The following is a 13485-nucleotide window of genomic DNA, read 5'->3' as shown; positions in this document are numbered from 1 at the left end:
GCGAGTGCACCGGACGAGGACCGACCTCAGGAGCGCGGGGCCACGCAGACCGCCAGCATGCCCGGACCCACGTGGGCTCCGAGCACGGCACCGAGCTCGCCGCACCAGACCTCGCGGCCCGACAGGTTGACGGCCAGCCGGGACGTCAGGTGCTCGGCGAGCTGGCCGGCACGGTCGGGGCTGGCGAGGTGGGCCACGCAGACGTCGACGGGGCGCTCCCCCGCCGCCTGCACGGCGAGTTCCTCGAGCCGGCCCAGAGCGCGCGCTGCCGTCCGCACCTTCTCCAGGGTGGCCACGACGCCGTTCTCGATCTGCAGCAGCGGCTTGACCGACAGCGCGCCGCCGAACAGCGCGGCCGCCGCGCCGATGCGTCCCCCGCGCCGGAGGTACTCCAGCGTGTCGACGTAGAAGAGCGACGCCGACGCCGCGGCACGGCACCGTGCGGCCTCCGCCGCCTCGGCCGCGGACCCGCCCGCGTCCAGCGCATCGGCGGCGGCGAGCACGGCGAACCCGGTCGCCACGCCCACCTGCCGGCTGTCGAGGGCGAGCACCGGCACCGAGGCCTCCCGGGCGGCCAGCTGGGCGGACTCGAAGGTGCCGCTCATCTCCCGGAGAGGTGGATCGAGAGCACCTCGGTCGCGCCGTTGCGAGCGGCTGCCTCATAGGCCTCCAGCAGCACGGCCGGCGAGGGCCGGGACGTGCTGACCGGCTTGAAGGCACGCAGCGCCTCGGCCACCACCTCGGGGGTCGCGCCGTCGGCGCCCTCGTCGAGCACCTGGGCCCCGATCACCACCTGCAGCGGCACAACCGTGATCCCGCGCTCGGCCGCCAGGCTCGCGGGGAGCATGGCGGTCGAGTCGGTGACGATCGCGGCCGGCATGCCCGGAAGGCTACCCGGGCTTTCCGGGGACCGGAGCGGTCACCGCGTCGTAGGCTGCGCCCACCCAGGACGGACGGAGGACCGGCGCGGTGGCGTACCGATCGTTCATCAGCACGAGCCCCGATTCCACGAGCGCCGGCGAAGAGCCGCGTCCCGAGCTCTCGGACATCAGGCGCTACGGGCGGATGCTCGTGCGCCGCTTCGTGAGCCAGGCCCGAGCCGCGGAGCGACCGACCTTCCGCTCCGTCATCGCCGAGCACCTCGGCGTACCACTCGCGGACCTGCCCGTCGTCGACGAGCACTGGCCCGCCTACGAGCACGTCAACGTCCAGGCCGCCCTCGACGCCTGGCTCGAGGCACCGGGCCGCCGTCACCGGCTCGTCGGGATGGCGGACTACCGCCACCGCGGCCCCTTCGGCCTCGCCGACCTGCTCGGGCAGGACGGCTCGATGCACCACCACGGTCCGCGGCCCGGCAACGTCACCCGGACCAGCATGCCCAGCGGGCCGGCGGGCAGGACCCGCGAGTGCCTGCGGGCCGCACTCGTCCTTGTCGAGGAGGGCCCGGACCGGATCGCACTGCTCCTCCGCGGCGCGGACCCCGAGAGCGAGATGCGCGGGGTCTCGGTGGAGGCGGTCGCCAACCGGGACGGCCTCGCGACGGCGGTGACCGCAGCGTTGCGTCAGCTTGCCCTGGACCTGAACGTCTACCGCGGGCAGGTCGTGTCCTTCGGCCACAGCACCTTCGGCGAGCGGTCCTCCTTGCTGCGCTTCCACGAGCGGCCGGCCATGACCGCCGACGACCTGATCCTCCCTGCGGACACCTTCGCCGACGTACGCCGCCAGGTGGTCGGCGTCGCGCGCAACAGCGACCGGCTCCGCGCCGCCGGCCAGCACCTCAAGCGCGGTCTGCTGCTGTACGGCCCGCCGGGCGTGGGCAAGACGCACACGGTCCGCTACCTCGTGAGCCAGCTCGTCGGCACGACGATCGTCGAGCTGACCGGGGAGACCCTCGGCGCGATCCGGGACGCATGTTCGATCGCCCGCAGCCTGCAGCCGTCGATGATCGTGGTCGAGGACGTCGACCTCATCGCCCAGGAGCGCGACCACTACAGCGGGCAGACGCCGTTGCTGTTCACCCTGCTCAACGAGATGGACGGGCTCGACGAGGACGCCGACGTCGTCTTCCTGCTCACCACCAACCGGGCCGACCTGCTCGAGCCGGCGCTGGCGTCCCGACCGGGGCGGGTCGACCAGGCGGTCCACGTGGACCTCCCCGACCGGGAGTCGCGCCGGCGGCTCGTCGAGCTGTATCGCGGCCGCCTCGACGTCGACCTCGGAGGCCTCGACGACGTGCTGGATCGCACCGACGGTGTCACGGCGTCGTTCCTCAAGGAGCTGCTGCGTCGTGCGGCTGTGGTGGCGGCGGACCGCGAGCCGTCGGCCGACGCGGCTCTCACCGTGTCGGCCGACGACCTCACCACCGCTCTCGACGAGCTGCTCGACACGCGCAACCAGATGACCCGGGCGGTGCTCGGCTTCCGCGAGGCGTGAGGCCCCTCAGACGACGACGTTGACCAGCTTCGGCGCGCGCACGATGACCTTGCGCACCGGCCGGCCGTCGACGGCCTTGACGACGGCGGGGTCCGCCATCGCCAGCGCCTCCAGGTCGGCCTCGCTGATGTCGGGCGAGACCTCCAGGCGGGCCTTGACCTTGCCCTGGATCTGCACGACGGCGGTCACCGCGTCCTCGACCAGCAGCGCGGGGTCGATCGTGGGCCAGCCGACGCGGGCGACGGTGGGCTCGTGGCCCAGCCGCTCCCACATCTCCTCGGCGGTGTACGGCGCCACCAGCGACAGCAGGATCGCGACCGCCTCGACGGCCTCGCGCACCGCCGGGTCGGACCCTCCGGCACCGGAGTCGATCGCCTTGCGGGTGGCGTTCACCAGCTCCATCGTGCGGGCGACCATGACGTTGAACCGGTGGCTCTCCACCAGCACCTCGGCGTCGCGCAGCGTCTTGTGGGTGACCTTGCGCAGCGCCAGGTCCCCACCGGCCGGGTCGACCCCGGGCTCGCTGGTGACGTCCCCGCTCAGCCGCCAGGCGCGCTGCAGGAAGCGCGCCGAGCCTCCGGGCGAGACGTCCGCCCAGTCGATGTTGTCCTCCGGCGGGCTGGCGAAGACCAGCGTCAGGCGGACGGCGTCGACACCGAACTCCGCAAGTTGGTCCCCCAGACTGACGCCGTTGCCCAGCGACTTGCTCATCTTGCGACCGTTGTTGATGACCTTGCCCTGGGACAGGTACGCCGAGAACGGCTCGTCCCAGCTGACCAGGCCCATGTCACGCAGCGCCTTGGTGAAGAAGCGGGCGTACAGCAGGTGCAGCACGGCGTGCTCGTCGCCGCCGACGTACAGGTCGACCGGGCCCCACGCGTCGGCCAGGGCGCTGTCGAACGCCTGGGTGTCGTCGTGCGGCGAGACGTAGCGGAAGAAGTACCAGGACGAGTCCACGAAGGTGTCCATGGTCGGTGTCCCGGGTGGCCGGGCCGCCACAGGTGGGACAGGTGACGTTGACCCACTCCGTGGCCGCGCCCAGGGGCGAGGTGCCCTTGGGCTTCAGGTCGGCGCCGCGCAGCTCGGGCAGCTCGACGGGCAACTGGTCCTCGGGGACCGGACCTCGCCGTCGACCGGGCAGTGGATGATCGGGATCGGCGCACCCCAGTAGCGCTGGCGCGACAGCAGCCAGTCGCGCAGCCGGAAGTTGACCGTGCCGCGGCCCAGCCCCCGGCCCTCCAGGAACGCGATGGTCGTGGACTTGGCCTCGGCCACACCCATGCCGGACAGGTCGATCTCGTCGTTGGCCGAGTTGATCGCCGGGCCGTCACCGGTGAAGGCCTCGCCCTCCCAGTCGTCCGGCGGCTGCACGGTGCGCACGATCGGCAGGTCGAACGCCGTCGCGAACTCCCAGTCGCGCTGGTCCTGTCCGGGCACCGCCATGATCGCGCCGGTGCCGTAGTCGGCCAGCACGTAGTCCGCGGCGTACACGGGGATCCGGGTGCCGGTCAGCGGGTTGACGGCGTGGACGCCCAGGAAGACGCCGGTCTTGGGCCGGTCGGTCGACAGGCGGTTGATCTCGGTCTCCTTGCGGACCTCGACCAGGTAGTCGTCCAGGGCCTGGCGCTGCTCGTCGGTCACCAGCTCGGAGGCCAGGGCCGCGTCGGCCGCTACGACCATGAACGTCGCCCCGAACAGCGTGTCGGGACGGGTCGTGTAGACCGTCAGCGGCTCCTCGCGGCCCTCCACGACGAAGTCGACGTGGGCGCCCTCGGAGCGCCCGATCCAGTTGCGCTGCGCGTTGACGACCTTGTCCGACCAGGTGGGCTGCAGGTCGTCCAGGCACTCCAGCAGCTCCTGGGCGTAGGCCGTCGTGCGGAAGTACCACTGGGTCAGCTCGCGCTTGGTGACCTCGGCGCCGCAGCGCTCGCACGCGCCGTCGACGACCTGCTCGTTGGCCAGCACGGTCTGGTCGTTCGGGCACCAGTTGACCGGGCTGTTCTTGCGGTAGGCCAGGCCCTTCTCGTGGAACTTCAGGAACAACCACTGGGTCCACCGGTAGTACGACGGGTCCGAGGTGTTGAACCTGCGCGACCAGTCGAAGCTCACGCCGTACCGCTGGAAGGACTCCAGCTGGGTGGCGATGTTGCCGTAGGTGTAGTCGGCAGGGTGGGCGTCGTTGCGGATCGCGGCGTTCTCGGCGGGCAGGCCGAACGAGTCCCAGCCCATCGGGTTCAGGACCTCGTAGCCCTTCTGCCACCAGTAGCGGGCGATCACGTCGTGCAGCGCCGTGACCTCCGCGTGGCCCATGTGCAGGTCACCGCTGGGTAGGGGAACATCGTGAGCGCGTACTTCTTCTCGCGCGGGCTGTCGTCCTCGGCCCGGAACGGCTGCAGCTCGTCCCACACCGCCCGCCACTTGGCCTCGGCGGCCGCGGTGTCGTACGTCGCACGCTCGTCGGCGGTGCCTGCCTGCTCGCTCATCTCTTCTCTCCCACGTTGGTCGGTGATCTGGCTCCGGGCACAAAAAAGCCCCTCGGGCACGAGGGGCAGCCGCGTCGATGTGTGCGTCTCGACGCGGCTAGATAAGGAGCAGGATCCTCCGCATGTGACCCATCGTACCGAACCACGCCCGGGTGGCTACAGTCGCGGCATGGCCGAGAAGACCGTCACCGACATGTTCCGACTCGACGGCAGGGTCGCCGTCGTCACCGGCGCCTCCAGCGGGCTGGGCGTCGCGTTCGCCCAGGGCCTCGCCGAAGCCGGCGCCGACGTGGCCCTCGGGGCCCGACGCGCCGACCGGCTCGAGGACACCGCGAAGCTGGTGAACGCCGCGGGGCGCCGCGCCCTGACCGTCGCCACGGACGTGGCCGACCCGGACTCCTGCACCAACCTCGTGGCCCTGGCCATGGAGGAGTTCGGCCGCGTCGACATCCTGGTCAACAACGCCGGCATCGGCACGGCGGTCCCGGCGACCCGCGAGACGCCGAGCAGTTCCGCCAGGTCATCGACGTCAACCTCAACGGCTGCTACTGGATGGCCCAGGCGTGCGGCCGGGTGATGCAGCCGGGCTCGAGCATCATCAACATCAGCTCGGTGCTCGGCCTCACCACCGCCGGGCTGCCGCAGGCGGCGTACGCCGCGTCCAAGGCGGGCCTGATCGGGCTCACCCGCGACCTGGCCCAGCAGTGGACCGGCCGCAAGGGCATCCGGGTCAACGCGATCGCACCCGGCTTCTTCGAGTCCGAGATGACCGAGCAGTACCCGCCCGGCTATCTGGAGTCCCAGGGACCGCGGATCCCCGTGGGCCGCAAGGGCGACCCGGCCGAGCTGGCCGCCGCCGTGGTCTTCCTCGCCTCTGACGCGGCCGGCTACGTCACCGGGCAGACGCTGGCGGTCGACGGCGGGATGACCATCACCTGAGCGCCGGACACACCCTCCCGCCGAGCCGGAACCTGTTCTAACGTCGGACCATGAGCTCTCCGCGCGTGGTCGTGATCGGTGCCGGCTTCGGGGGGCTGGGGGTCGCGCAGGCCCTGCGCCGCGCCGGCGTCGGGGACATCACGATCCTCGAGCGCGCCGACGACGTCGGCGGGGTCTGGCGCGACAACACCTACCCGGGCGCCGCCTGCGACGTGCCCACGCCGCTCTACTCCTGGTCGTGGGCGCCCAACCCGGAGTGGGGCCGCCGCTACGGTCCCCAGCAGGAGATCCTCGACTACCTGCGCCGTGCGGCCCGCGAGGCCGGGCTGCTCGACCTCGTGCGCACCGGCGTCGAGGTCAAGGCCGCGGAGTACGACGAGACGCGCGGCCGCTGGCGCGTGACGACCGGTGACGGGGAGACCCTCGAGGCCGATGTCGTCATCTCGGCGGTGGGCCAGCTGTCCAACCCTGCGGTCCCGGCCATCCCGGGCGCCGACACCTTCGCCGGCCCCGCCTTCCACTCGGCCCGGTGGCGCCACGACGTCGACCTGACCGGCAAGCGCGTGGCGGTGGTGGGCACCGGCGCCAGCGCGATCCAGTTCGTGCCGGGCATCGTCGACCGGGTGGGGTCGATGACGGTCTTCCAGCGCTCCGCGCCGTACGTCGTGCCCAAGCCGGACCAGGCCTACGGACCGCGCCACCACGCGCTCTTCCGGCGGCGTCCGTGGACGCAGCTCGCGGAGCGCCGCTCGGTCTTCTGGGTGACCGAGAAGCTCAACGCCGCCCTCGGTGGCGACTCGTGGCTGTCCACTCCCCTGCCCGCGCTGCTGCGGGCGACGTTCCGGCTGCAGCTCCGCACCCAGGTGCGCGACCCCGCGCTGCGCCGCAAGCTGGTGCCGGACTACCCGATCGGCTGCAAGCGGCTGCTCTTCTCCAACGACTGGTACCCCGCCCTGTCCCGCGACCACGTCGACGTGGTCACCGAGGGCATCAGCCGGATCGAGCCCGAGGGGGTCCGCACCACCGACGGCCGGCTGCACGAGGCGGACGTGCTGGTCTGGGGCACGGGCTTCGCCGCCACGCACTTCCTCGACGGGATCGAGGTCCGCGGTGCGGGCGGCGCCGACCTGCACGAGCTGTGGTCCGACGGCGCCCGCGCGCACCTCGGGCTCTCCGTGCCCGGCTTCCCGAACCTGTTCTGCATCTACGGCCCCAACACCAACCTCGGCGGCAGCTCGATCATCGCGATGATGGAGGCCCAGGCCGGGTGGATCGCCCAGGTCGTGGGCCGGATCGCCGACGGCGGCGCGCACCGGTCGCCGTACGCCCCGCCGTGGCCGAGGCCTACGACCGGGAGATGCAGGACCGGCTCTCGCGCAGCGCCTGGGCGGGCTGCAACAGCTGGTACCGCGACGGGGCGCGGATCACCACCAACTGGCCCGGACGGGTGCAGGAGTACGTCGACCGCACCGCGACCGTGGACTGGTCGGAGCTCGAAGAGGTCTCCTAGCGCCTCAGAACCAGCCGTACGCGCGCAGCTGCGCCTCGCTCAGCCCGAACGCGTGGCCGACCTCGTGCCCCAGCACCTTGAGCACCCGGGGCGCGACCTCGTCGGCGGTCCGGCAGACCGCGAGGATGGGCCGCCGGTAGAGCGTGATGACGTCGGGCAGGCTGCCGGGGACGCGACCACCGGCCCGCGTGTGCTCGATGCCCCGGAACATGCCCAGCAGCAGCTGCCCCGGACGGACCTCGTCGGGCTCCGGCTCCTCGCGCACGACCACGGCGATCTCGGCGACCAGCTCCAGCGCCTCGTCCGGCAACCGGTCCAGCGCCTCACGGACGAGGTCGTCGAACGCTTCCGGTCCGATCTCGTCAGGGTCCACTCCACCATCCTGTCCGGCTCGACCAACGGCCGGGCCCGGTCCTGACCCGGAGACGACAGAAGGCCGGCACCCTCGGGTGCCGGCCTTCTCGTTGTGGAGCTGAGGGGACTCGAACCCCTGACCCCCTGCATGCCATGCAGGTGCGCTACCAGCTGCGCCACAGCCCCATCGCTTCCCTTGGCGTCTCCGCCGCGGTGAGCAACGCGTGGAATATTAGCCACTCGGTGCATCGGTTGCGAAATCGGGGGTCCCCGGAACCGTCAGGACGCCGGGATGCGCGGTCTCGTTGTAGGAGCTGAGGCGCAACCGGCCGCTCCGGTGCTCCGTCACGCTGGCCCAGCCGCAGTTGTCCATGACGAAGATCGACTCGTCGACCTCCACCGGCAGGCCGAGCAGCGCCACCAGCGAGACCTTCAGGCAGGCACCGTGGGTCACCACGACGCCGGTCTCCCCCGGCGCCAGGGCCGCCACCATGTCCCGCAGCGCCGGCACCATGCGACCGGTCACGTCCTCGATGGTCTCCGCGCCGGGCACCCCACCGGTGATGTGGCCGGAGGCCCAGCGCGCGTGCGCCTCGGGGTACTTCGCGGCGAACTCCGCCACGGTCAGCCCGGCCCGCTCCCCCACGTCGAACTCGCGCACCCGGGGGTCGAGGGTCGCCACCAGGCCGGTGGCCGCCTCGACGTACGACGCGGTCTCGCGGGCGCGGGCGAGGTCACTGCTCCACAGCAGCGTGGGCCGCAGCAGCGCGAGGTACGGCGCCGCCGCGGCCGCCTGGGCCCGGCCGGTGTCGTCGAGGGGGACGTCGGTGTGGCCCTGGGCCCGGCCCTCGAGGTTCCAGGCCGTGCGTCCGTGCCGGAGCAGCACCAGCCGGCGGCCACCGGCCGTCTCGGCGGCCTCCACCGCTGAGCGCTGGCGCTCAGCGCTCAACAGCGCCGCCCGAGGTGACGTCGGCGGGCAGCTCGATCACGGGGCAGTCGCGCCACAGCCGCTCGAGGGCGTAGAACTGCCGCTCCTCCTCGTGCTGGACGTGGACCACGATCTCGCCGTAGTCGATGAGGACCCACCGTCCGTCGCGCTCGCCCTCGCGGCGGATCGGCTTCGAGCCGATCTCGCGCAGCTTGTCCTCGACCTCGTCCACGATCGCCTTGACCTGGCGGTCGTTGGCGGCGGAGGCGAGCAGGAAGGCGTCGGTGATGGCGAGCTGCTCGCTGACGTCGAAGGCCACGATGTTCGTGGCGAGCTTGTCGGACGCGGCTCGCGCGGCGGCGCGGACGAGCTCGAGGGCGTGGTCAGTGGCGGTCACAGAAGGTCCTTGTCCATGGTGGTCTCGACGGGCTCGACCACCGACGGTGGGTAGAGGTGGTGCTTGGCGATGTACTGCACGACGCCGTCGGGCACGAGGTACCACACGGGCTCCCCGCGGCGCTTGCGGTCGCGGCAGTCACTGGAGGAGATGGCCAGCGCGGGGATCTCGACCATGGTCACCCGGTCTGCCGGGATCGCGTCGAGCGTGGCGGCGTCCATCGTGTAGCCGGGCCGGGTGCAGCCGACGAACTTCGCGAGCGCGAAGAGCTCCTCGGCGTTGCGCCAGGTGAAGATCTCGGCGAGCGCGTCGGCACCGGTGATGAAGTAGAGCTCGGCGTCCGGCATCGTTGCGCGCAGGTCGCGCAGCGTGTCGATGGTGTACGTCGGGCCCGTGCGGTCGATGTCGACCCGGGACACGTTGAAGCGGGGGTTCGCAGCGGTCGCGATCACCGTCATCAGGTAGCGGTGCTCGGCCGGCGAGACCTCACGGTCGGACTTCTGCCAGGGGTCCCCGGTGGGCACGAACACGACCTCGTCGAGGTCGAACCACGCCTGCACCTCCGACGCGGCCACCAGGTGGCCGTGGTGGATGGGGTCGAACGTCCCGCCCATGACCCCCACCCGTCGGGGGCCGGGCGTGCGCGACGCTCCCGCCGTGGGGCGTGAGGTGCTCAGCTGTGCTCGCGTCCCGCGCCGAACATCAGGAGCCCGGCCATCATGAAGAGGAGGATGCCCAGTGCGATTCCGCCCACAACCCAGTGATTCATGCCGGACAGCCTACCCGGGGGCACGGGTCTCAGCGCACGTGGCCGTCCCCGGTGACGACGTACTTGGTCGACGTCATCTCCGGCAGCCCCATCGGGCCTCGCGCGTGGAGCTTCTGGGTGCTGATCCCGATCTCGGCCCCGAAGCCGAACTCACCACCGTCGGTGAACCGGGTCGAGGCGTTGACCAGCACCGCCGCGGAGTCCACCTCGGCGACGAACCGGCGCGCGGCGCCCTGGTGCTCGGTCACGATCGCGTCGGAGTGCTGGCTGGAGAAACGGCGGATGTGGGCGATCGCCTCGTCGAGGTCCGGCACCACCCGCGCCGAGATGTCGAGGGAGAGGTACTCCTCCGCGTAGTCCTCCTCGGTCGCCGCCACCACCCCGTCGTACGCCGCGAACACCTCGTCGCCGTGCACCGTGACCCCGGCCTCCTGCAGCGCCGGGACCACCCGCGGCAGGAACGCCTCCGCCACGTCGGCGTGGACCAGCAGCGACTCGGCGGCGTTGCACACGCTGGTGCGGTGGGTCTTGGCGTTCACCACGATGGCGAGCGCCTTGTCGAGGTCCGCCGCGGCGTCGACGTAGACGTGGCAGTTGCCGACACCGGTCTCGATGACGGGCACCGTGGACTCCTCCACGACGCTGCGGATCAGGCCCGCTCCGCCGCGCGGGATGAGCACGTCGACCAGGCCGCGAGCGCGCATCAGCACCTTCACGGACTCGTGCGAGTCCCCCGGCACCAGCTGGACCACGTCGGCGTCCAGGCCTTCCGCCACCGCGGCCTCGCGCAGGACGGAGACGATCGCGGCATTGCTGGACCGGGCGCTCGAGCTGCCGCGCAGCAGCACCGCGTTGCCGGACTTCAGGCAGATGCCGGCCGCGTCGGCGGTCACGTTGGGGCGGGCCTCGTAGATCATCCCGACGACGCCGAAGGGCACCCGCACCTGCCGAAGCTCGAGGCCGTTGGCCAGCGTGCCACCGCGCACGACCTCGCCGACGGGGTCGGGCAGCCCGGCGACGTCCCGCAGCCCCTGGACCATTCCGGCCAGCCGGTCGTCGGTCAGGCGCAGGCGGTCGACGATGTTGGGCGGGGTGCCGCCCGCCTCGGCCCGCTGCACGTCCTCGGCGTTCGCCGCGAGCACCTCGGCGCGCGCGGCCAGCAGGCCGTCCGCCATCGACCGCAGGGCGCGGTCCTTCTGCTCGCGGGTCGCGAGCGCGAGCCCGTGGCTGGCCGTGCGGGCGCGCCGGGCAGCGACGAGCACCTCGTGGTCCTGCGGGATGTCTGCTCCTGCCATGCCTCGAGCGTAGAGCGCTGGTGGGCCCCCTCCCGGACTCGTCCTCACGGCCGGACAACCCAGGGCCGACGCAAATGCCGGCCAGGGCAACCAAACGTGTCGCCGCGGCGTCTTAGTTCCGCAGAGCTCTCATCCGTCACTCCAGAAGGACAACGCCGTGCTTCGTCATTCCTGGCGCTCGGGCGCCCGGGCCCTCGGGCTCGCCGCTGCGGTCGCACTGACCCTCCCAGCCCTCCACGCCCCGGCCGAGGCGACCGCGCCCACGGCTGCTGCGACCACCTCACCTCTCGCCCTGTGGGCGCCCGCCCAGGTCAACGCCTACACCTACCGCGGCCACGCGTGGACCGACCTGGGGATCCGGCTGATCGCCCAGGGCGCACCCCTGGAGCTGTGGTCGAACCGTCCGTCGTACGACGACCAGATCCAGACCGTCTGGCGCGCCCCCGGCGGCGACGTGACCCTGCCCGAGGGGTCGATGAAGGACTTCACGGGGCTGAGCCGGTTCCTGAAGCTGGAGATGGTCCCCCGCAACGGCGGGGACACGATCACCATGACGAAGGCCGGATGCCTCAACGGGTGGTCCGAGCGGGTCCGCCCGGACGCGCCGGCCACCTCGCCGTACCCGCGCGGCTGCTGGTACAACCCGTACACCCTGGGCTCGGTCCAGGGGGTCCAGCAGGGCTGGGCCACGGCGCTGCTCGGCCAGGGCGGGCCGATGCGCCTGCCCCTCGGCACCTACGACGTGACGGCGAGCATCGCGCCCAAGTACGCCGAGGTGTTCGGCATGACGGCGGCCGAGAGCTCGCGCACCTTCAAGCTCGTGGTCCAGAAGGAGAACGCGAACGCCCGCGCCCACTCGCCCGCCACCGCTGCCTCGGAGACGGCGCAACCCGCCGCGCACGAGCCGCAGCAGTCCTCGGCCGGCGTCGTGCCGAGCACGCAGCCCGACCTGCGGGCACTGCCCGCGTGGGGCATCCAGGTGTCGCGCAACGGCAACTACCTGCAGTTCGCCGCCACCGTCTGGAACGCCGGGGACAGCCCGCTCGTGGTCGACGGCTTCCGTCGGGACGGCGAGGACGAGATGGACGCCTACCAGTACTTCTTCGACGGCGACGGCAACCAGACCGGCTACCAGCAGGTCGGCAGCATGCACTGGGACCCGCGCCCCACGCACCAGCACTGGCACTTCGAGGACTTCGCCCGCTACGTCCTGCTCAAGAAGGACAAGACCGAGGCCGTGACCTCGAAGAAGGAGGCGTTCTGCCTCGCCAACACCGACGCGGTGGACCAGACGGTCCCGAACGCCGCCTGGAACCCGGAGAACACCGACCTCGCCACCTCCTGCGGTGACCTGACCGCGCTGTCGATCCGCGAGGTGCTGGCGTCGGGCTGGGGCGACACCTACGCCCAGTTCCGCGCCGGGCAGTCCTTCGACCTCAAGGGCCTCCCGAACGGCACTTACTACATCGCCGTGATCGCCAACCCCTCCGACCGCCTCGTCGAGTCCTCGACCGACAACAACGAGTCGCTGCGCAAGGTGATCATCAAGGGCACCGAGGGCCACCGCACCGTGACGGTCCCCCAGGTCGGCATCATCGACGAGACGGGCCGCTTCGGCAGGTGACCCCCAGGGCAGCCGGCCGCGGCAGACGCTCACGCGTCCGCCGCGGCCGGCTCGCTGTGCGACTGCGTCGAGGCGGAGGCACGCCCCGTCCGCCGGTGAGCGTGTCGACAACACCGCCGTCGGCGGCCCACGGCTCGTGGGTGGTTGCGGTGATGGCAGCTATGGGGAGCGGTACGCCGCGGTCGCTGCTGCCTCCCGGCTCGCGGTGCGCCGGTGGTCGAGGTGCGCCGGTGGTTGAGGTGCGAGCGTCAGCGAGCCTCGAAACCCCCGCAGCCAAGGCAGGGCGACACCCGTCGAGCCGGCAACCCGGAAGTTTACCTTCGCTTGTCCCCAGAACCCCCGGACCGGGCCGATTCTGGCGCCTGACTGTCGGTGGTCGATGCGATCATGGACACATGTTCGAAACCGATGCAGCGGAGAGCCCGTCGAGGTCGCCGACCTCGACGCCGCCGGCCTGCTCGAGGTGCTCGAGCAGCGCAAGCTGGACGCCCGAGCCGCCGAACGCGGCAAGCTCCGCATCGCCGCGCAGTGGTGCGTGGTCCACCCCGCCACCGCCGACACCGGGATCGCGACGTGGGGCGGCGCTCACTCTGGACGGCGACCTGGACGGGGACGAGTCCCTCGGGGGGACGGCACCCCGGCGGTCTCCGCGTTCGCCCCCGAACCCTGGCCGCCACCCTCGGGGTGGCCACTGAGACGGGGATGAAGCTGATCGCCGACGCCCTGGACCTGCAGCACCGGCTGCCCCGCATC

8 protein-coding genes, 1 tRNA gene and 4 pseudogenes are annotated in these 13485 nt (G+C 72.0%); 4 read left to right on the top strand and 9 right to left on the bottom strand.

Annotation, left to right across the window (positions count from 1 at the left end; translation table 11 throughout):
• Positions 1-26 precede the first annotated feature (26 nt).
• Positions 27-847 (bottom strand): annotated as a pseudogene (locus H0S67_RS09140) (DegV family protein).
• A gap of 122 nt (positions 848-969) precedes the next feature.
• Between H0S67_RS09140 and H0S67_RS09135 the strand changes: the two are divergent.
• A complete protein-coding gene (locus tag H0S67_RS09135; protein ID WP_180936329.1) occupies positions 970-2433 on the top strand; it encodes an AAA family ATPase in 1464 nt (487 codons plus the stop codon).
• Positions 2434-2439: 6 nt separating this feature from the next.
• Here the strand turns inward: H0S67_RS09135 and leuS are convergent.
• Positions 2440-4916, bottom strand: a pseudogene (leuS, locus tag H0S67_RS09130) (leucine--tRNA ligase).
• A gap of 232 nt (positions 4917-5148) precedes the next feature.
• Here leuS and H0S67_RS24810 point away from each other — a divergent pair.
• Both H0S67_RS24810 and H0S67_RS28030 read left to right on the top strand, forming a co-directional pair.
• A pseudogene (locus tag H0S67_RS24810) lies at positions 5149-5855 on the top strand (SDR family NAD(P)-dependent oxidoreductase); the annotation flags it as partial.
• A 50-nt stretch (positions 5856-5905) separates the two neighbouring features.
• Positions 5906-6469, top strand: a pseudogene (locus tag H0S67_RS28030) (flavin-containing monooxygenase); the annotation flags it as partial.
• A gap of 900 nt (positions 6470-7369) precedes the next feature.
• Here the strand turns inward: H0S67_RS28030 and H0S67_RS28025 are convergent.
• The 6 genes from H0S67_RS28025 to H0S67_RS09090 all read right to left on the bottom strand — a co-directional run bounded on the left by H0S67_RS28025 (position 7370) and on the right by H0S67_RS09090 (position 11108).
• Positions 7370-7630, bottom strand: coding sequence for a metallopeptidase family protein (locus H0S67_RS28025; RefSeq protein ID WP_425489929.1), 261 nt, complete (start codon positions 7628-7630; stop codon positions 7370-7372).
• 202 nt (positions 7631-7832) lie between these two features.
• Positions 7833-7905: transfer RNA gene (locus tag H0S67_RS09110), tRNA-Ala, on the bottom strand.
• Positions 7906-7951: 46 nt separating this feature from the next.
• The gene (locus H0S67_RS09105; protein WP_180936327.1) at positions 7952-8641 is read right to left on the bottom strand and encodes a histidine phosphatase family protein; all 690 of its coding nucleotides are present in this window, start codon (positions 8639-8641) and stop codon (positions 7952-7954) included.
• A 16-nt stretch (positions 8642-8657) separates the two neighbouring features.
• Positions 8658-9044, bottom strand: coding sequence for a ribosome silencing factor (gene rsfS, locus H0S67_RS09100; RefSeq protein ID WP_180936326.1), 387 nt, complete (start codon positions 9042-9044; stop codon positions 8658-8660).
• Complete coding sequence (gene nadD, locus H0S67_RS09095; RefSeq protein ID WP_281368987.1) at positions 9041-9667, bottom strand: nicotinate-nucleotide adenylyltransferase; 627 nt, start codon at positions 9665-9667, stop codon at positions 9041-9043. Before nadD ends, rsfS begins: the two co-directional genes overlap by 4 nt.
• A gap of 175 nt (positions 9668-9842) precedes the next feature.
• Positions 9843-11108 (bottom strand): glutamate-5-semialdehyde dehydrogenase, encoded by a 1266-nt coding sequence (locus H0S67_RS09090; RefSeq protein WP_180936324.1) that lies wholly within the window; start codon positions 11106-11108, stop codon positions 9843-9845.
• A gap of 1147 nt (positions 11109-12255) precedes the next feature.
• Between H0S67_RS09090 and H0S67_RS28020 the strand changes: the two genes are divergently transcribed.
• Positions 12256-12732, top strand: a complete 477-nt coding sequence (locus tag H0S67_RS28020; RefSeq protein WP_425489928.1) for a lysyl oxidase family protein — start codon at positions 12256-12258, stop codon at positions 12730-12732.
• A gap of 385 nt (positions 12733-13117) precedes the next feature.
• Here H0S67_RS28020 and H0S67_RS09080 read toward each other — a convergent pair whose 3' ends face one another.
• Positions 13118-13321 (bottom strand): hypothetical protein, encoded by a 204-nt coding sequence (locus H0S67_RS09080; protein ID WP_180936322.1) that lies wholly within the window; start codon positions 13319-13321, stop codon positions 13118-13120.
• Between the last annotated feature and the right edge of the window lie 164 nt (positions 13322-13485).

Origin of the sequence: Nocardioides ungokensis, assembly GCF_013466985.1 — a bacterium.
GTDB lineage: Bacteria > Actinomycetota > Actinomycetes > Propionibacteriales > Nocardioidaceae > Nocardioides > Nocardioides ungokensis.
This window is presented reverse-complemented; position numbering and strand designations above follow the sequence as displayed.